The following is a 20,138-nucleotide window of genomic DNA, read 5'->3' on the forward strand; positions in this document are numbered from 1 at the left end:
TTGTTTGACGGTCGTACCTATTTATGTTAGCTTTTCATATGGTTGATCGTACCAACCGGCGTAGTTTTATAGAACAGTCTGACAATGCTGAACACATAATTAAACAAAGAACCTGGCTCAAGTAGTAAATTGGCCGCCCATCTACCATATCAAAAGGCTATTGATTTATCGGGTAATTCATGAAAAAGAAGTATTGTGTTGTCAACCTCTGGTTCTTTGTGGTTCTCTCAGGATGCGCGACCGGCCATGTAGCCGAGCCGCCTCTTCTTCAGGCTCAAGCCCTCCATCCCGACGTTAATATCGCTGAATCACGCTCCATGTATATCTATTCGCTCTCCCGTATCCATGTTCTGGAAGGTGATTTCGATGGGGCTTTATCCCTCCTCCAGGCGGCGGTTGAGGCAGATCCCAAATCCGCTTTTCTTCGCAAATCCATTGCTCAGGTCTATTTACAGATGAACAGGTTCCAGGACGCGCTGGAATCTTGTCAAACCGCCATCAAACTTGATCCCGGCTTTGTCGAGGCACAGATCCTGGCAGGAAATATTCTGGTCGGTCTGCAGCGGGATAAAGAGGCCATTCCTTACTACAAAAAGGCCCTTGAAATTGACCCGTCCAAGGAAGACATCTACCTCCACCTGGCCATCGCCTACGTGAAGGGGTTTGAATACGAGGAGGCTGTCAACACCCTTAAGGTGCTTCTCAAGGTCAATCCCGATTCCGCCATCGGTTATTACTATCTGGGGAAGACTTACGATCAGATGAAGCTTTCCAAGGATGCCGCCAACTACTATAAAAAGGCGGTGGAGCTGAAGCCGGATTTTGAGCAGGCTATCATTGATCTGGGGATTTCCCAGGAAATGCAGGGGCTCGCCGGTGAGGCAATTAATACCTACAATGAATTGTTGCGGATCAATCCGGTTAATTACAATGTCATTCAACATCTGGTTCAGCTGTATATCCAGCAGAAGCGCCTTAATGACGCCCTTACGTTGTTGAAAAATATGGCCGACAGCGGTATCGGCGGACAGGAAACACACCGTAAGATCGGCCTCATTTATCTGGAGATGGAGCGTTACGACGACGCAATCAAGGAATTTACCGAGATACTCGGGCAGGAGCCGGACGCTCAGCAGGTTCGATATTATCTGGCATCCACTTATGAGGAGATGGAAGATTTCGACCGTGCCATCGAAGAATTCAAGAAGATCCCCCCGTCATCAGCCCATTATTTTGATGCTTTGGGACATCTCGGCTTCCTTTATAAGGAAAACGGAGAGCCGGAGAAGGGGATTGCACTTCTTAAGGAAGCAATCACCAACCAGCCGAATCGAATCGAACTTTATCTGAATCTTGCCGGACTCTATGAATCGATGGATCAATTTGCCGAGGGGCTCCGGGTGTTGACGGATGTGGAAGGGAATTTCCCCAATGATCCTCGGCTGAGCTTCCGCATGGGCGTTCTTTATGACAAGATGGGTAACAAGGACGAATCTATTGCCCGGATGAAAAAGGTCATTGCCCTGGCGCCGAACGATGCGCAGGCATTGAACTATCTCGGCTATACCTACGCAGAGCTTGGCGTCAATCTGGATGAGGCGTTGCAGTATCTGAACAAGGCCGTTTTGCTCCGCCCGGATGACGGCTTCATTCTGGACAGCCTCGGTTGGGCCTATTACAAAATGAAGCGCTACGACCAGGCGGTGTTCCATCTGGAACGGGCCGTCCAGCTGGTTGACGAGGACGCCACCATAATTGGTCACCTGGCCGATGCATATTTTGCCAACAGGGAATACCGCAAGGCGCTTACACGTTATCGCCGCGTCCTGCAGCTGGAGCCTGAGCGCAAGGACATCGCCGAGAAGATAAAGAAGATCATGGCGGAGACCGGTGAAAAATGAGGATCGGCCACGCAGCCTGTCTCATCTTACTTTCCCTGGTCCTGCTCATTGCAGCCTGTACTGACAAGCAGCCGGTCCGACAGACGGTGCGTGGTCCCGGCAAGCCTGCTTACGGTGACGCCATCGTTGTCGGCTCCATCGGCGATGCCTCCAACCTGATTCCACTCCTTGCCTCCGACACTCCTTCCTTTGAAATCGCCGGTTATGTTTATAACGGCCTGGTGAAATACGACAAGGACCTGAACCTGGTCGGCGACCTGGCCGAGTCGTGGGACATCTCGAAGGACGGTCTGACCATCACTTTCCACCTGCGCAAGGGAGTCAAATGGCACGACGGCGTGGAATTCACCTCCGCCGACGTCCTTTACACCTACCGCGTCACCATTGATCCGAAGACCCCCACGGCCTATTCCGAAGATTTCAAGCAGGTGAAGAGAGCTGAAGCGCCGGACCGCTACACGTTCAGCGTTACCTACGGCAAGCCGTTCGCCCCGGCCCTGGCATCCTGGGGAATGAACATTCTACCCGCCCACCTCCTGGAAGGAAAAGACATCACCAAGAGCGAGCTGGCCCGCAGGCCGGTCGGCACCGGCCCGTACCGCTTCAAGGAGTGGGTTGCGGGGCAGAAGATCGTACTTGATGCGTACAAGGACTACTTCGAGGGGGAGCCGTACATCGGTCGTTACGTGTACCGCATCATCCCCGATAACTCCACCATGTATATGGAACTGAAGGCGGGCGGGCTGGACATGATGGGGCTGACCCCGGTCCAGTATCAGCGCCAGACCGGCACGCCGGATTTCAAGGCGCGTTTCAACAAATACCGCTACCCCGCTTCTGCCTATACCTATCTCGGCTACAACCTGCGAAACCCCATGTTTGCCGACAAGCGGGTGCGCCAGGCCATTACATCGGCTATCAACAAGGACGAGATCATCCACGGCGTGCTGTTCGGTATGGGACAGGTCGCTCACGGCCCTTATAAGCCGGGGACATGGGCCTGCAACCCACATATCAAGGATTTCGACTATAACCCCGCCCTGGCGAAACAGCTCCTGACCGAAGCGGGCTGGAGGCAGGTGAACAGCGACGGAGTGCTGGTAAAGGACGGCAAGCCTTTCACCTTTACCATTCTCACCAACCAGGGGAACGACCAGCGTCTGAAAACCGCCCAGATAATCCAGCGCCGCCTGAAAAATGTCGGTATCGATGTGAAGATCCGGGTCCTCGAATTTGCGTCCCTCTTGACCAATTTTATCGACAAGGGGAACTTCGACGCGCTGATCATGGGGTGGACCATCACCCAGGACCCAGACATCTTCGACGTCTGGCATTCCAGCAAGACCGGACCGAAAGAGCTGAATTTCATCGGCTTCAAGAACAAAGAGGTGGACCGGCTGATAGAGGAGGGGCGCAGCACCTTCGATGTGGAAAAGCGGAAACGTTGCTACTACCGCATCCAGGAGATCCTTGCGGACGAGCAGCCCTACACCTTCTTGTATGTGCCGGATTCGCTGCCGGTGGTGAGCTCCCGCTTCCGCGGCATTGAGCCGGCCCCGGCAGGGATCACGTACAACTTCATCAAGTGGTATGTCCCCAAAGAGGAACAGGTGTACTAAATGCTTGGCTACCTGATAAAACGGCTCTTGATGCTGGTTCCGCTGTTTCTCGGGATCACCCTCATCACCTTTACGGTGATCCATCTGGCCCCCGGCGAACCGGTCGAGATGCAGACTGCAATGAACCCCAAGATATCCGCCCAGACGAGGCAGAAGCTGCGGGAATACTACGGCCTGGACAAACCGCTCCACGTCCAGTACGGAAGATGGCTGACACGCCTGTCAAAACTTGATTTCGGCCGCTCCTTTGCGTCTGATAATCGGCCGGTCATCGATAAAATCAAGGAACGCATTCCGGTCACCCTGTCGCTGAACATCATTGCCCTGGTTCTGGAATTCGGCCTGGCCATACCGATCGGCATCCTCGCAGCCACCCACCGGGAGACCTTACTGGACAAAGGGATTACGATCTTCGTCTTTCTCGGCTTTGCCGTGCCGACCTTCTGGCTGGCGCTTCTACTCATGTACCTCTTCGGGGTCAAGCTCGGCTGGCTTCCCATTTCCGGCCTCCATTCGCTCGGTAGCGAGGGTTTCACCCCAGTCCACAGGCTTCTGGACATTGGTAGACACCTGTTTCTTCCCATTGCCGTTGCCACCTTCGGCAGCCTCGCCGGACTTTCACGCTATATGCGCGCCAACATGCTGGAGGTGCTCGGGCAGGATTACATAACGACGGCCCGGGCCAAGGGTCTTGCGGAAAGGGCGGTCATCTACCGTCATGCGCTGAAGAACGCACTGCTGCCGGTCATCACCCTCCTTGGCTTTTCACTTCCGGGACTGATAGGGGGGAGTGTGATCTTCGAGACCATATTTGCCATTCCCGGGATGGGTCAGCTCTTCTACATGGGGGTGATGGCGAGGGATTATCCGCTGGTGATGGGTATTCTCGTGATCGGCGCATTCCTCACCCTGGTGGGAAATCTGCTGGCGGATCTCTGTTATGCCTTGGCTGACCCCCGTATTCGCCACGGCGGGTAAACTCGAGGTTTTATCCTATAAAAAGCATTTTAGCCACGAATTTTCACGAATTTGCACGAATTTACAAGCTCTTGTGATTCACCAGGTCGGTGACTACTTAAAACTTTACAAGGGGTTAAAAACATTCGTGTTTATTCGTGTCATTCGGTACGCCAGGCCAAGCCTGGCTGATCTATCTGACTGAAAAGTGTCAGACATGTAAATTGCTCGTTCACCATGTAGTCGCGGTCTGTCACGAGAGGGTAACCAAACGTGGGGAGTAAGACCGGTTCTTTGTAAGAAAAGAGCGAAGGGTACGATAACTACCCTGACGACGAAGACGCGAGCCCAGCGCAAGCGAACCCGTTTCGGCCTCGTTACACGTAGTTGACAGTGGCCAACCTTCCGAATGTGGTGAAGCCTGCCACCCACCGGTGATAAACGAGCGAAAGAACCGGTGGGACTGTCCGGGGTGATTGGGGAGGGCGCGTGTCGAAAGATCAGCCGAGGAACCTGGGAGGTCCGACGTAATTCCCAAAGCGAAAGGGTTTCGCCGAAGGGAGAACGCCGACGGGGAATCAATAACCCGCCAAGCGTGTACGGTCGGAATTCGGAGCGGCCCATAGTAGCCGGGAAGCGGGGTAATGCCCGTGGAGCCAAGGGGCCGTACTTCAGTCATGTTTACACGGAAAGAGAGGAGACCCGCTTGAGCGACAGACGCTCCATAACGGAATGGATGGCCGAAGGATTCGAACCTGAACCCGGACTGCCGGTAAAAGTCTCCCTTCTGCGGTGGAAACTGAGCAGCAAGGCCAAACGAGAACCGCAGTTCCGGTTCTATGCCCTTTACGACCGAATCCATCGTCGTGATGTACTTGAAACGGCGTGGTTGCGAGTAAAGGCGAACAAGGGCGCGCCGGGAGTCGATGGTGTCAGCATTGAATCCATCGAGGTGCGGGCAGACGGAATATCCGGCTATCTTGACGAAATTCAAGAAAGCCTGAGAACCAAAAACTACAAACCATCCCCGGTGCGTCGCGTCTACATCACCAAGCCCAACGGCAAACTGCGCCCGCTCGGCATACCGTGCGTGCGGGACAGAATTGTACAGGCAGCCGTACTCCTTATCCTCGAACCGATATTTGAGGTGGACTTTCTCGACTGCTCCCATGGATTTCGTCCCAAAAGGCGTCCCCATGGAGCCCTCGACCAAGTCGGTAATAACCTCCAACTCGGACGGCAGGAAGTGTATGACGCGGATCTTTCGAGCTACTTTGACAGCATCCCCCACGAGCACCTGATAGTAGAACTTGAGCGGCGCATAGCCGACCGGAGTGTCCTCAAACTGATCCGGCAATGGCTTCACAGTCCGGTAGTAGAAGAAGACGGCAGCATCAGCCGTCCCAAACAAGGGACGCCACAAGGCGGGGTAATATCTCCCCTTCTTGCCAACATCTACCTTCACCGGCTCGACCGGGCCTTTCACGAAGAAGCAGACAGCCCCTACCACTTCGCCAGAGCGCGCATGGTACGGTTTGCCGACGACTTCGTAGTAATGGCCAGACACATGGGCAATCGCATAACCGGATGGCTGGAAGAGAAACTCGAAACAGACCTTGGACTCAGCATCAACCGTGACAAAACCGGTATTGTCAGAATGAACAAGAAAGAGAGCCTGAACTTTCTGGGATTCACCCTCCGCTATGACCGTGACCTGCGGGGCAGAGATTGGGATTATCTCAACATCATGCCGAGTAAGAAGGCCATAGGAGCACTCAAGGGAAAAATCCGGGAGAAGACCCGAAGCGGATACAAAAAGCCGCTTGTCGAAGCAATTGCCGAGGTAAACAGCATCCTTCGCGGATGGGGCAACTACTTCGACTACGGGTATCCCCGGAAAGTATTTCGAGACGTGAATCATTACACGAGGACTCGCTTTCGAATATTTCTGAACAATCGGAGCCAAAGGCGGAGCAAACCCTTCAGGGCAGGTGAAAGCCTGTATGCCGGACTTAAGCGATATGGTCTGGTTTACCTGTAACAGCAAAGCCACAACTCCTCAATAATGCCGTGCAGCAAGAGGCTGATAGGTAAGCCGTATGCGGGAAATCCGCACGTACGGTTTGACGAGGGGGAGCTGGTTAAGGCAACTATGGTAAGGCTACTTAGGCACCGCCAAACGAAAGGGGCGGAAACGGACAAGCCAAACCTAATGATGTCGTAACCTGCTTCCTACTCTACTGGCTGACTGCCGTTTTTGGGTTTATTGTCTTTTACGTAGAACTCAGAATAAGAAGGAATAGAACGTGACCAATCTATACACCCTTTACTGGAACAGGTTCCGCTCCAACCGTTTTGCCTTGGCAGGCGCTTTTGTAGTGCTTTCCCTTTTTGTCTTTTCGTTTATGGCGCCGTTTGTCACTCCTTACGACCCTGACGCCATCGATGCCTATCATGTCCTGCTCCCGCCGACTGGCGCGCACTGGTTCGGCACCGACGAACTGGGGCGTGATGTTTTTACCCGAGTCATGTACGGGGCGCGGATATCCCTCAAGGTCGGATTTGTGGCGGTCGGCATCGCTGTGCTGGTCGGGACGGTGGTTGGTCTTGTCGCCGGATTTTACGGCGGCTGGATCGACACCATACTGATGCGCTTTGTCGACATCATGCTCTGTTTCCCCACCTTTTTCCTTATTCTTGCGGTGATTGCCATGCTGGAGCCGTCCATCTGGTACATCATGATCATTATCGGCCTTACCGGCTGGATGGGGGTTGCCCGGCTGGTCCGCGCCGAGGTGCTGTCGTTGCGGGAACGCGATTTTGTCCTTGCGGCACGTGCCTTGGGGGCTTCAGATCTGCGCATCATTTTCCGCCACATATTCCCCAATGCCATGTCGCCGGTGCTTGTTTCCGCAACGCTCGGGGTGGCAGGTGCCATTCTCACCGAATCCGCTCTTTCCTTTCTCGGCATTGGCGTGCAGCCGCCGACCCCGAGTTGGGGGAACATCCTCACCTCAGGCAAGGACTACATCGAGTTTGCCTGGTGGTTGTCCCTCTTTCCAGGTCTGGCGATCCTTGTGACGGTCCTTTCCTACAATCTTTTGGGCGAGGGGATCAGGGATGCGCTTGATCCGCGCCTGAAGCGGTAAAGGTGGTGGATGGTTAATGGTCGATGGTCGATGGTGGTAAGGTGAACCAACGAATCAACGGTATTTTCGAACGTAGAACTTAGAACGTAGAACGTAGAACATAGAAAAGAGGTGCATGTGGCTGAACGATGTAATGAAGAATTTGAACAAATCACGGTTGATAAGAACGCTTTTGAGCTGGAAACGCTTGATGATGAGCTGCGCGTCGACGAACTCTGCAAGGAGCTTCTGCTCCAGTTCTACAGGGAAACCTGCGCCCAGGGCGTCGATGAAGCCGAGGCAACCCTCCTCGCTTCGGGGGCTGACTATTTCATCCGGGACTTTGTCGTGTCGATAAAGCAACTCAGCATTTTCAGCGAGCGGACTGGCATCGTCCGCCAGTTTGCCGGCAACTGGTATATCGTCAATACCCTTGAGCCGAACAACGTCGAGGTCCAACGATATCTGCGTGGCATACAGGCTTTTTATCGCTTCCTGTACGGCCATGAATTGATTTCGTTACCGTATTTGCGAGCTATAGAAGAGGAGTGTGCGGATACCGCCTATTATGAAAGCCGTATCGATTCCTTCTGGAAGATCAAGGATGACGGTTATGGGGCCTGGGAGCAGGAATGCACCATGAAGGACAACTGACGATGACATCGGAAAACTGGGAAGGTGTTGCCGCAAGGCTGGAAAGGGTGCTGGAGCGGGTAGAGGGGCTGGTCGATACATTTGTGCCACCAGGTAATCCTGACCCTGCACAATTCAGCCGATTCCATGCATTCCGCTGGCAGAAACGGGGCTCGGGGGGATGCCTGGTTTCTGTGGAACATCCCCATCTGGTCGAGCTTGACGATCTGGTCGGGATAGACCTGGCTATAGAGGACCTGGTGCGGAATACGGCCCAGTTCGTGGCTGGATATACCGCCAATAACGTCCTTTTGTGGGGGGACCGGGGGACCGGCAAGTCTTCCTGTGTGAAAGGCCTGTTGAAGCGCTTTGTCGGTCAGGGGCTGCGGATGATCGAGATCCAGCGCGGTGATTTGCTCTTTCTGTCGCTCATTATCAGTCAAATCCGGGACATCCCCTATCGTTTCATTCTGTTTTGCGACGACCTCTCTTTTGCCGAGGGGGACGCTTCCTACCAGGAGCTGAAGACGCTTCTGGACGGCGGCATCGAAGAGAGACCGGAAAACATGCTGATCTATGCCACTTCAAACCGCCGCCACCTGATGCCGGAACGGATGGAGGATAATCTCAACGTTGAAATCCATCCCGAAGAAGCGGTTTCCGACAAACTTTCCCTGGCCGACCGCTTCGGCATCAACCTCGGCTTTTACCCCTGTAATCAGGATACGTATCTCTCCATCGTCGAGCATTACGCTGCTGGCAGGAATTTGCCGATGGAAAGTGAGGAACTGCGGAAAGAAGCGCTCAGATGGGCTCTTTACAAAGGACAGCGGTCAGGACGCGCCGCCCGGCAGTTTATCGACGACCTTTCCGGCAGGTTGAGGATCAAGTAGCACTGTATCTGCAAGAACTGAAATATGAAAAAGCCCGCTCAAGCAGCGGGCTTTTTTGTTGTCTTTATCAGACCAGCTGTTTCAGTTCTTCAAGCAGGCCGGTCAGGACGTCATAGCCATTCTGCCAGAAGTCCGGGTCGGCAAGGTCGATGCCGGCCGGTCTGACCGTGTCGGCCGGTGACTTGGAGCCGCCTCCGGCAAGGATCTCCCGGTAGGTGGGGATGAATGCGTCTCCTTCCTTGAGGTATCTCTGGTAGAGGGAGAGGACGAGGAGTTCGGCAAAGGTGTAAGAATAGCAGTAGAACCGGGTGTGAATGAAATGAGAGATGTAACTCCATCCCCAGCGGTATGCTTCGATCATCTCCACTGAATCGCCGTAAAGCCTGGCGTTTTCTTCCCACCACAGGTCGCAGAGCTGCGTCGCGGTCAGTAGCCCCTTCTTCCGCTCCAGGTGCATCCGCTCTTCAAAACGGGTCAGGACGTTCTGACGAAAGGTGGTGGCGATGATGTCCTCGATCTTGGCGCAAAGAAGGGCGATCTTCACCTGCTTGTCCGTTTCACCCTCCAGCATGTGTCGGGTGAGGAGCATTTCGCCGAAGACCGATGCCGTTTCCGCCAGGGGGAGCGGTGCATGGTAGTTGACCATGGTCTGGCGTTGGGCGAGGGTGAAGTGGATGCCGTGCCCCAGTTCGTGCGCTACGGTGGCCACGTCGCGCAGGTTGCCGGTAAAGTTGAGAAGCACGTATGGCGCGAGTCGCGGGGTCATTCCCATGCAGAAGGCGCCGCCGCTCTTGCCGATGCGGGGAAGGGCGTCAATCCTGCCGTCCTTGAAAAAGGCGGCGGCTATATCCCGAAATTCCGGTGAGAACCGGTCATAGGCGGCAATCACCAGGTCGCGGGCCTCGGCAAAGGTATAGTGTTGCTCTATTTCCCCAACCGGCGCGTAGACGTCGGTGTTTTTCAGCTTATCCAGATTCAGCAGTTTCGCCTTGAGGCGGAAGTACTCCTGGGCCAGCGGGTAATTGGCCTCGGAAACGGACATCATCCGCTCTACTACCTCGGCAGGGATCTCGTTACCCAGGTTGGTCGGCTCCATGGGGCTTTTGTAGTTGCGCAGTTCCAGGTCCTGCCCATGGTCGAGGGCAACGGTATTGAAAACGGAAGAAAAGATGATCCCCTGTTCCTCGTGGCGCTTGAGGAAAGTAGCGAATGCCTGTTCCCTGACCATGGCGTCGGTATGATGGAGCAGTCCCAACAGCTCCTCGCCGGTAAACTCCCGTTCTTCCCCATCGAGAGTCATGGTGTAGCGGAATGATGCTGATACCTCGTCGAACAGGCGGGAGAACGCCTCTGTACCGGTCAGACTCTTCTGTTTTAACAGGCTTTCTTCCCGCTCAGTCAGGGTGTGGGGGTGGAATTTACGCAGGCTTTCCATGTAGTGACGGTAGTTAGCGAGCCGTTCGTCGCCGATCAATTGCGCAAAGGCTTTGTCCTCCATCTGGATGATCTCCAGGTCGAAGAACAGGAGTTCCCTGCTCATCAGGTTGCCGAATTCCGCTGCCTTTTGAGAGAGGCGCTTGTTGACGTCGTTTTCCGAGTCAGCGGCAAAGAGGAGATGGGCATAGAGCTGCGGTTTGACGATTAGTTCTTCGAGCTCTTCGTATTCGACCAGCGCCTTTTGCAGTTCAACGACATCCAAGCCCGCGACACGCCCCCGGTAGCGTTCCCTGAACCCATTCGCTCCTGTTGCTGCTGCTTCAAAATCACCTTCCAGGTCCGGTGACTCAGGTCCGGTATAGAGGGGGGCGGTGTTCCACAACAGATCTTTTATATCGTATCCCATGGTTTTCCTCACAGTAAAAAAGGGGGCGAATTCGCCCCCTGATGGTTCATTTATCAGGTTGATGGTCTAATAGAGTTTTCCGACAAATTCGGCCATATCTCTGCCCAGGTCACCGGACAGATTTACAAGAATTTCCTTGATGTATCCCATGCCGGCACCGGTAAGACCCGACTTTACATCGCTAAAAACAGCAAGTTCTTTGCCGGTTTGTGCATCGATCAGACGGCCGCTGACTTCAATGTGGGTCCTGAGGCTCTGTGGTGTCATCCAGCCCAAAAAGAACTTGGCCGCACCATGTCCGCCGCTGAGTTTGGTTACCTTTCCCTCAAGAATCACCGCATTTTTTTTCTTATCCGAGTTGTTTTCAACATTTATAAATTTCTTCTGGCTTTTCAACTCATTGACAAAGTAGGAAGACATGATTTTGGGAATGGTGGACATGATCGGTTCGATATCCTTTTTTTCGTCATCATCGATATTGTCCAGTTCAGGTTTGCTGATGTCAAAATCTTTGATAATTATCGTATCGTAGCTGGCCAGATGTTTTGAGGTGTAAATTGTCTCTTCACCGAGTACGTCTGGTTTCGAGAGTGGTGTATCCTCTGCTGATGCCGATGAAACAGAGACGTGTGCAGCCATGACAATAAAACTAACAACGAGTAACAGCCTTTTCATTATTCCCTCCAAAAGATTAAATGATGATACTGGATAGTAGTTTATAGGTGGCTCTCTGTCAAGGGTTGGCGAGTAAAAAGGCTTTACCTCGAAATATTGTATTTATACTCGAAATACGTAGAAGGGAATTTTTGCGACTTGAAGGATATCAATCTGGGGATGGAACGGACATAAAAAAACCTCCCGTGCGTATAACGTCGGAAGGTCTTTTTATTAGGAGTCTACGTTGTTAAATACAAAAGACTCTAGATTTTATGGTGCCGAAGACTGGAATCGAACCAGCACATCCTTGCGAATACTAGAACCTGAATCTAGCGCGTCTACCAATTCCGCCACTTCGGCTTTCGAGTTATTTTGTATATCACTATTGTCGATCGTTTGCAAGAGAAATATTCGTTACTATTGCTCTGTCAGTGTTTCTATGGTCGAAACACGGGGCCCAAAGGTCGATACCAGTATGGCGGCACATCATATCCATAATAATATGGGTCGTAGTTGTAGTAAGGTGCCGGAGTGGGATAGGGGAAGGCTTTTTCAGTTTCAGATAATTTCCAGGCGAATATTTCCTTGATCGTGATTACTGGATAGGTGTATTCAGCTTCATCGAGAGGTAAAGTCTTTTTCCCTTTGACTTCTCCGACAATTGTTACCAATCTGCGGGGCTTATAGATCATGGCATCGACAAAATCTGGACTAGTGGCAAGAAAGCGACCACCTGAGTGTGACGATTCAATGGGAAAGCCGACATCGTCGAGTTGAAATTGGACAATTTCCAGCTGACCGCCATCTTTAGTGTTTTTCACCCCGGCAACCATTCCACCCAGCATTACATTTCTGCCGATGAAGGTGTCAGGATTTCCACGCAATTTGCTGAACGCAATGGATGGGTCCACCTGTTTTCTGGCTTCTTCACTTATGACGTGAGCACAACCAGAAAGGAATAAAAGTGCCAGGAGCGGCAATGCCAGTAATTTGCCCATTACAGTACCTCCGTAGAATGTTTCTTGATTAAATATTAGTTGTGCTGACGATAATGTCAAATTGCGTGTGTTAAATGTTAAGTCGCTTGCAGTTTTGATGCCTGAAGGTATGTGATCGACGTATTTTTAGCTTACAGGTCATGCACTCAATGATTAAGCAATTATTTACGGGATCATACTAACTTGCGGAGGGTAAATCTATTTAGTTTTTAATCAGGAAACTAGGGTGGGCAGGTGCAGAAAGTGAATGGGCCAATCCTGATCTTGATTCCTGGATCATTCACTTCGGCAGTACTAATGGCGAGGTATATCTGGTCGTAAAGTTGTCTAATATGACTGAAAAATGAAAGAGCCAGTATTGAACTTGTCAATTACTGGCTCTTTAATATTAACTTGGTGCCGAAGGCGAGAATCGAACTCGCACGGGCTGTCGCCCACCACCCCCTCAAGATGGCGTGTCTACCAATTCCACCACTTCGGCAAGGAAGAATATTTATTTATCATTAAGCGTCGAGCATGTCAACAGGAAATTAACCTTGCTTGTTACTTTTTAGGTGTTGCTGGTTGGGCAGGAGCTTGTGGTACCTGCTGTACCGGTTTAGTTTGTACTGGTTCTGTACTCAATGGTTTACCTTGTGCGGGCGGTTGCATTGGAGCGGCAGATTTTTTCTGGACGGCTTTGGTTGCGTCCTTAGATGACATGATCGAAGAACTTCCTCCCTTTCCTGATACGAATGCAAGGGTTAGGGATGTGAGCATGAAGATAACGGCAGCGCTCGTGGTCAATTTGCTTAAGAATGTAGTGCCGCCACCAGCACCGAAAACTGACTGACTGCCTCCTGCACCGAATGAGGCGCCCATTTCTGCGCCTTTACCCGACTGCAGCAGAACTATGACAATCAATGCTAAGCTTACAAAGATGTGTAAAATAATTAGTAGTGTGGTCATCGATGCTTTTTCCTCCAAGATTTTAAAAAATAATATTTAGCATATTGGGAGACAAAAGCAAAGAGTTTATTCACTAAAGCGGACTATATGTGCAAAAGAATCAGCTTTAAGGCTTGCGCCGCCAACCAGGGCACCATCGATATCCTTTTGGGCCATGAGTCCTTTGACGTTCTCAGGTTTCACACTTCCTCCGTAGAGAATCCTGATATTTTCTGCAGACTCGCTGTCGCATAGCTTTGCCACAACTCCCCGGATAAATTTGTGAGCTTCCTGTGCTTGATCGTCAGTTGCAGTTTTGCCCGTGCCGATCGCCCATACAGGCTCATAAGCAATGATCACATTTTTCAGTTCATCCTTCGTAATCCCTGAAATACCGCCGCTAATCTGCCGTTCAAGGACCGTGAAGGTTTGGTTTTCTTCACGCTCGTGAAGAGTTTCTCCGATGCAGAAAAGTATGGTCAGTCCGGCACGCAACGCTGCTATATTTTTTTTATTTACGGTCTCATCGGTTTCTCCAAAGAACTGTCTTCGTTCTGAATGCCCGATAATTACATGACTGCATCCGGCATCAAGCAGCATTGTACTGGAAACTTCACCAGTATACGCACCTTGTTCATCCCAAAAACAGTCTTGGGCAGCCAGGTTGATATTCGTTCCCTTTAAAGCGTTCTTTACCGTACTTAATACGGTAAATACCGGAGCTACGACAATTTCAACCCCGGAAGCATTTTTGACCAGGGGGATAAGTTCATTGACTAGCTCGAGCGCTTCGCTTGTGGTCTTATAAAGTTTCCAATTGCCGGCGATTACTGGTTTACGCATATAGCCTCCTGAAGAAGCGGTTGATGGTTGTTCGTTGATGGTCGACAGCGGGCGACTAATGGTGAGGCAAGCTTTTTCTATGCGAACCATCCACCATTAACCATCTACCATCGACTGATTTTACTTGTGGCCGTTATCTTCCAGCACCTTTATACCCGGAAGTTTTTTCCCTTCGAGAAGTTCGAGGAAAGCGCCGCCGCCAGTCGATATATAGCTGATTTTGGCGTATTCTCCTGCTCTGTGCACCGCTACATCAGTATCACCACCACCAACAATGGTAAGGGCATAGGAGTTCGCTACCGCCGATACCATCGCAAACGTTCCGCGCGAGAAGGCGTCCATTTCAAAAACACCCATGGGCCCGTTCCAGACAATAGTCTTCGCGTTCTGGAGAGCTGTGCTGAAGAGGGTTACCGTAGCAGGGCCGATATCAAGAGCCATCCAGCCTTCAGGAATTTCCTGAATAGTAGTGACCTTGGTCTCGGCAGCAGGGTTGAACTGGTCTGCAACGACACAGTCAACTGGCAGGTAAAACTTTATCCCCTTTTCCCGAGCCTTGTTATATGTATTCAATGCAGTTTCAAGAAGGTTTTCTTCCACCAGTGACTTGCCCACATTGTAACCCAGGGCTTTCAGGAAAGTGAATGCCATTCCACCACCAATAATTACTTTGTCTACCTTGTTACAGAGGTTTTCGAGAACCTCTAGTTTGCCGGAAACCTTTGCCCCGCCTAAAATTGCAACAAGGGGGCGTATGGGGTTTTTCATGGATTTCTCGAAATAACTCATTTCGTTTTTCATTAGAAAACCGGCTGCAACTATGGGAAAAAACTTTGTTATTGCTTCAACTGATGCATGTGCCCGATGGGATACTGCAAAAGCATCGTTAACATATATGTCGCAATGATCGGCCAATGCTTTGGCAAAGTCGTCATCATTTTTTTCCTCACCTGGATAAAACCGGAGGTTTTCCAACATAACCACGTCACCCGGTTGCATGGAGTCAATTATTTTTGACACGCCATCGCCTATGCAGTCCGGTGCCAGCTTGACTTCTTTGCCAAGCAGTCGTGAAAGTCTCTTAGCTGCCGGCGCCATAGAATATTTTGCGTTTCTTTCGCCTTTAGGTCGACCCAGGTGCGAAGCAAGAACTACTTTGGCGTTATAATCAAGGGCATAATTTATAGTCGGCAGAACTGCCCTGATACGGGTGTCCTCGGTTATGTTCTGGTGTTCATCGAGGGGGACGTTAAAATCAACCCTCATGAATATCTTTTTTTCACGAAGGTCGCTGATTTCATCAATGTAGCGGATTGACATGGTTTCCTCCTGATATGCTGCACTTTATTTATTAGCAAACAAAAATAAAGGGGAAATATTTCCCCCCATTTACCCAGGTAACTTTAGTTTAGGCCAAAACCATTTTCATCAGGTCGATGACTCGCTGAGAGAAGCCGCTTTCATTGTCATACCATGAAATCACTTTGGCCATGTTGCCTTCAATTACTTTTGTGCTCAAGCCGTCAACAATAGAAGAAAGCGGATTACCGTTGTAATCTATGGAAACGAGAGGTTCTTCGGAAAAACCGAGTATCCCTTTGAGTGGTCCTTTGGAGGCTTTGAGTAACGCTGCATTTATATTTTCAGCATCTGTTTTTTTAGATAGAGTGACCACAAGATCCACAACGGATACGTTAGGTGTTGGAACGCGTATTGCCATACCATCAAGTTTACCCTTCAATTCGGGAAGAACCAGCGAAACTGCTTTAGCAGCGCCGGTTGTTGTCGGAATTATGGAGAGTGCAGCGGCTCTGGCTCTGCGCAGATCCTTGTGGGGTAAATCGAGGATGTTTTGGTCGTTTGTATATGAGTGAACCGTAGTTATAAGGCCTTTTTCGATGCCGAATGAATCGTTGAGTACCTTGGCGACGGGCGCAAGGCAGTTGGTCGTACAGGAGGCGTTGGAAATGATGTTGTGTTTTTTGGGGTCATAGAGGTGTTGATTGACACCCATGACGATGGTGATATCTTCGCCGGTTGCCGGAGCGGAAATAATGACCTTTTTGGCCCCTGCTTTCAAATGCAGCTCGGCTTTATCTCTCGATGTAAAAAGTCCCGTTGACTCAAGCACAATATCAATTTTCTCTTTTTTCCAGGGGAGTTCTTCAGGGTTTCTGACTGCAAATATTTTGATGGCTTTGCCGTTAATAATCAGCTCATTATCTTTAGTTTCAACTTTTCCAGGGAATATACCATGTACGGAGTCATACTTGAAGAGGTGTGCCAATGTTTTAGCGTCAGTCAAATCGTTGATGGCAACAAATTCGATCCCTTTTTCCTTGGCAGCAGCCCGCAGCACAGAACGTCCTATCCTGCCGAAGCCGTTAATTGCAACTCTTAAAGCCATTTGTGCCTCCTGGTAAAATAATTAATTTGTGCAATTGCTAAGTAATCACTCACAATTAGCGCATAATATACAAATATTGATTTTCGCGTCAACATTTTTTATTTAAGATAAATAGAGAATAGTCGATACTTAATTAATCGTACTGTTGTGAATATAGTTGTTTTTTCGTATGGACTTTTTGGAAGTTTGCGGAAGATCGATAATTTTCAACTTTTTCTTGAAGTGAAATTATGTTATTATAATTTGTTTGAATAAAAACTGGTAGTATCGGCTGGCAATGGTTAAGATACAACATATGAAAAATACCCTAGAAAAAAGAATAATACTTTTCTCCTTCATTATTCTTTTCCTCACCATCCTGGCCAGTGCAGGTATGGATATTGTGGGATTCAGAAGAGATTATGTCAACGCATTGTTCCTGAGATCGCAAAGTCTCGGGACATCGATGAAAGGGAGTATCGAAAAGGTACTTAATCTTGGTCTTGATATCCGGGACATTACGGGGATTTCTGAAAAATGCCGTGAGCTCGTGGTTGGCAATCCTGATATTGCCTATTGTGTGATAACAGATTTGGATGGAAATATTCTGTTTTTGAGTAATCCCGCCTTTGATAATTTCCAGTTCAATGTGGTAATCCGCTCATTCACAACCAACCCTCGTCAACAGATCAATCTTGTCGGACAAAACCCTGCGTACTATGACACTGTCACTCTGGTTAAAGCGCCTGACGGCAGATCCACAGCTCAGATACACATCGGCTTCAAGGAGACGATAATTTCCGAGAAGGTGAGAGGGATGATACTTCGTTCAGTATTTATCCTCGTAATCTTCCTGCTTGTTGCCTTTTCACTTGTCGTTGTTTTCGTCAAAAAAAGCATTATTCAGCCTGTATCTGCCTTACTTCAGGGCGTTAAAAAAATCTCTGAAGGAGCGGTTGGTGTCCGGATTCAGGAAGTGCCGGTTTATGAATTTAATGAGCTTGCAAAAAATATAAATATAATGTCGGAATATCTTAATAATCGTGATGAAGAGATCCGAAATAATTATCAGGAGTTGGAAAGAACCCACAACGAACTGCATTCTTCATACCTTAAACTTGAGCACCTGAGTCAGGAGCTGGAGCGTTCGGAAGAGCTTTATAAATCACTCATGGAGGATGCCAGTGATGCAATCGTAGTTGTCGGCGACGATGAGATTGTTAAAATGATTAATAAAATGGCCGAGGAGTTTTTCGGTTATAATGCTCGGGAACTGGTGGGACTTCCTCTGACTAAGATGCTGCTTTTATTGAATATAGAAAACATACCAAAGATTCACAAAATATTTAAAGATGCCTCAAAAGGAATGCATATAGCTGAAGAGATGCAACTTGTCAAAAAAGGTGGAACCCTTGTTGTTGCCCGACTTCATGCCAATAGTATAAAAAGCGGCACTGAAAATCTTGTTCAGGCTATATTCCGGGATGTGACTAAAGAGCGTGAGATATTGATCAATCTGGAAAAGAGTGCCGCCGATCTGGTCAGACTAAATAAAATGAAAGACTCTTTTCTCGGGCTTGCTTCCCATGAATTGAAAACGCCGCTGACCGTAATAATGGGATATGCTGAATTGATTTCAACGGATATGGCCGACAGAGTTGACAACACGGTCCTTGAGATGGTCGGAAATATTTCCAGTGCTGCTTCGAGGTTGGATAATATAATCAAGGATATGGTCGACGTATCCATGATTGATGAAAAGCGACTCCAGTTGAAAATGGATGATGTCCAGATTAACCGGCTGGTTGAGGCTTCCGTTAAGGAGCTCAGTTTCTTTTTTTCAATGCGCAAGCAAGAGCTCGTGCTTCATCTGGACGAATCGATACCCACCATCAGGGGGGATGTTCTCCGGCTTATGCAACTATTGTCCAATGTCCTCGGAAATGCCATCAAATTTACTCCTGATGGCGGCCAGATAACAGTTGCTACCAGTGCCAAATATCTTCTGCGCAGCAAACAACCGGTTTCAGACGGGCAGCAAATGCAGCCGGTAGTGAATATTGGCAAGGAACATCATCTTTATGTGGAGATTTCCATTAGCGACACGGGAATTGGTATCGACAGAGAGGACCAACTCCGTATCTTCGATAAGTTTTACGAAGCTGGAAACATTGAGGAGCACAGTTCCGGTAAGGTGGCCTTCAAGGCTAAGGGAGCCGGTCTCGGGCTATCCATTGCCAAGGGTATTGTTGATATGCACGGAGGAGAGATCTGGGTTGAATCCTCCGGTTATAATCCAAACAGCGACTCCGGCTCTACTTTTCATATTCTTCTCCCCTTAAATCCACTAATTGGTGATTCCACAATTGATTACATGAATCTTTTGCACTAACGGCTTTTCAAGTTTGGCCTTGAATCCCTCCCGTTTTTCCTGTATATATACAAAGTTTTTCGTGTTTTATGCTGCTTGGGGAATGTAATGCATTTCAGGAGGGAGTATGCGGGTCTGCCTGCTTGCCAGCGGCAGCAAAGGCAATTCTCTTTTTATAGAAACCGGTGGGACCAAACTTCTTATTGACGCTGGTCTTTCTGCCGTGGAGATCCTGCGCAGGCTTAATGCTATCGGGGTTGATGGTGGCGAAATTGATGCCGTCCTTATCAGTCACGAACATACCGACCATATACGGGGTGCCGGTGTGTTGGCACGTAAATTTAAGATGCCGGTCTTGCTCAGTTATCCTACATATAAAGAAGCGGAGCGTTGTTTCAAAAAGACCGAGGTTGTCGAATTTGAGTCCGGCTACGCTTTCTGTTATAAAGATATTTCCATAGATCCATTTCCCATAACCCATGATGCCTGTGATCCGGTTGGTTTTGTTATAAAAAGCAACGAGGGAACCGTGGGGATCGCTACTGATCTGGGCATAGCTACCAGGCTGGTAAAAGATAAATTGCAGGGATGCAAGGTGTTGATCCTTGAATCCAACCACGATGAGACGATGTTGTTAAACGGACCGTATCCATGGCATCTGAAGCAGCGAATCAAATCACGCCATGGCCATCTTTCCAACAATGACTCGGCGGCGTTATTGGAAGAGATTCTCCATTCCGGCCTTGAAGGTGTTTTTCTCGCCCATCTTTCAGAAGTTAATAATGACCCGCAACTGGCTTACACCGCTGCCGATACTTTGTTGGAATCCCAGAATGTCTGCTCGCCCAGACTGATTGTTGGTGATCAATATCTTGCCAGCGCGGTTTTGACCCTTTAATTCGTAAATAAATATCAATAAATCCGCCTGAGAATATCGGAATGACGGTTATTTAGAACAACATCGGCTTTAAAAAGGCAGACC

General features: G+C 49.7%; 16 protein-coding genes and 2 tRNA genes. 9 read left to right on the top strand and 9 right to left on the bottom strand.

The window, feature by feature from the left end:
* The first annotated feature begins 179 nt into the window (after positions 1 to 179).
* The 7 genes from GURA_RS10380 to GURA_RS10410 all read left to right on the top strand — a co-directional run bounded on the left by GURA_RS10380 (position 180) and on the right by GURA_RS10410 (position 9,131).
* Positions 180 to 1,901, top strand: coding sequence for a tetratricopeptide repeat protein (locus GURA_RS10380; protein ID WP_011938941.1), 1,722 nt, complete (start codon positions 180 to 182; stop codon positions 1,899 to 1,901).
* A complete protein-coding gene (locus tag GURA_RS10385; RefSeq protein WP_011938942.1) occupies positions 1,898 to 3,520 on the top strand; it encodes a peptide-binding protein in 1,623 nt (540 codons plus the stop codon). Before GURA_RS10380 ends, GURA_RS10385 begins: the two co-directional genes overlap by 4 nt.
* Positions 3,521 to 4,498 (top strand): ABC transporter permease, encoded by a 978-nt coding sequence (locus GURA_RS10390; RefSeq protein ID WP_011938943.1) that lies wholly within the window; start codon positions 3,521 to 3,523, stop codon positions 4,496 to 4,498.
* Between the two features lie 685 nt (positions 4,499 to 5,183).
* Positions 5,184 to 6,518 carry a group II intron reverse transcriptase/maturase gene (gene ltrA, locus GURA_RS10395; protein ID WP_232278915.1) on the top strand — a complete coding sequence of 445 codons (1,335 nt, stop codon included), beginning with the start codon at positions 5,184 to 5,186 and terminating at the stop codon, positions 6,516 to 6,518.
* Between the two features lie 265 nt (positions 6,519 to 6,783).
* A complete protein-coding gene (gene opp4C / locus GURA_RS10400) occupies positions 6,784 to 7,626 on the top strand; it encodes an oligopeptide ABC transporter permease (protein ID WP_011938944.1) in 843 nt (280 codons plus the stop codon).
* Positions 7,627 to 7,743: 117 nt separating this feature from the next.
* Complete coding sequence (locus GURA_RS10405) at positions 7,744 to 8,259, top strand: hypothetical protein (RefSeq protein WP_041245392.1); 516 nt, start codon at positions 7,744 to 7,746, stop codon at positions 8,257 to 8,259.
* Complete coding sequence (locus tag GURA_RS10410; protein WP_011938946.1) at positions 8,238 to 9,131, top strand: ATP-binding protein; 894 nt, start codon at positions 8,238 to 8,240, stop codon at positions 9,129 to 9,131. Before GURA_RS10405 ends, GURA_RS10410 begins: the two co-directional genes overlap by 22 nt.
* Before the next feature lie 67 nt (positions 9,132 to 9,198).
* On the opposite strand, the gene GURA_RS10415 is transcribed toward GURA_RS10410, so the two are convergent.
* The 9 genes from GURA_RS10415 to gap all read right to left on the bottom strand — a co-directional run bounded on the left by GURA_RS10415 (position 9,199) and on the right by gap (position 16,806).
* Positions 9,199 to 10,974 carry a M3 family oligoendopeptidase gene (locus GURA_RS10415; RefSeq protein WP_011938947.1) on the bottom strand — a complete coding sequence of 592 codons (1,776 nt, stop codon included), beginning with the start codon at positions 10,972 to 10,974 and terminating at the stop codon, positions 9,199 to 9,201.
* Positions 10,975 to 11,040: 66 nt separating this feature from the next.
* On the bottom strand, positions 11,041 to 11,649 hold the full coding sequence (locus GURA_RS10420; RefSeq protein WP_011938948.1) for a DUF4410 domain-containing protein: 609 nt from the start codon (positions 11,647 to 11,649) through the stop codon (positions 11,041 to 11,043).
* Between the two features lie 255 nt (positions 11,650 to 11,904).
* Positions 11,905 to 11,991, bottom strand: a tRNA-Leu gene (locus tag GURA_RS10425).
* A gap of 77 nt (positions 11,992 to 12,068) precedes the next feature.
* Positions 12,069 to 12,629, bottom strand: a complete 561-nt coding sequence (locus tag GURA_RS10430; RefSeq protein ID WP_011938949.1) for a Slp family lipoprotein — start codon at positions 12,627 to 12,629, stop codon at positions 12,069 to 12,071.
* Between the two features lie 394 nt (positions 12,630 to 13,023).
* Positions 13,024 to 13,110 (bottom strand) — tRNA-Leu (locus tag GURA_RS10435).
* Between the two features lie 62 nt (positions 13,111 to 13,172).
* Entirely contained in the window at positions 13,173 to 13,577 is a 405-nt protein-coding gene (gene secG / locus GURA_RS10440) for a preprotein translocase subunit SecG (RefSeq protein WP_011938950.1), read from the bottom strand.
* Between the two features lie 66 nt (positions 13,578 to 13,643).
* Positions 13,644 to 14,399 (bottom strand): triose-phosphate isomerase, encoded by a 756-nt coding sequence (tpiA, locus tag GURA_RS10445; RefSeq protein ID WP_011938951.1) that lies wholly within the window; start codon positions 14,397 to 14,399, stop codon positions 13,644 to 13,646.
* 120 nt (positions 14,400 to 14,519) lie between these two features.
* Positions 14,520 to 15,719 (bottom strand): phosphoglycerate kinase, encoded by a 1,200-nt coding sequence (locus GURA_RS10450; RefSeq protein ID WP_011938952.1) that lies wholly within the window; start codon positions 15,717 to 15,719, stop codon positions 14,520 to 14,522.
* A gap of 88 nt (positions 15,720 to 15,807) precedes the next feature.
* Positions 15,808 to 16,806, bottom strand: coding sequence for a type I glyceraldehyde-3-phosphate dehydrogenase (gene gap / locus GURA_RS10455; RefSeq protein ID WP_011938953.1), 999 nt, complete (start codon positions 16,804 to 16,806; stop codon positions 15,808 to 15,810).
* 295 nt (positions 16,807 to 17,101) lie between these two features.
* Here gap and GURA_RS10460 point away from each other — a divergent pair, with 295 nt between their 5' ends.
* Together GURA_RS10460 and GURA_RS10465 are read left to right on the top strand one after the other, a co-directional pair.
* Positions 17,102 to 19,177, top strand: coding sequence for an ATP-binding protein (locus GURA_RS10460; protein WP_041245394.1), 2,076 nt, complete (start codon positions 17,102 to 17,104; stop codon positions 19,175 to 19,177).
* Between the two features lie 106 nt (positions 19,178 to 19,283).
* Positions 19,284 to 20,054: an MBL fold metallo-hydrolase gene (locus GURA_RS10465; RefSeq protein WP_011938955.1), complete on the top strand. Its 771-nt coding sequence runs from the start codon at positions 19,284 to 19,286 to the stop codon at positions 20,052 to 20,054.
* Positions 20,055 to 20,138 lie beyond the last annotated feature (84 nt).

This window comes from Geotalea uraniireducens Rf4, from assembly GCF_000016745.1.
Taxonomy (GTDB): domain Bacteria; phylum Desulfobacterota; class Desulfuromonadia; order Geobacterales; family Geobacteraceae; genus Geotalea; species Geotalea uraniireducens.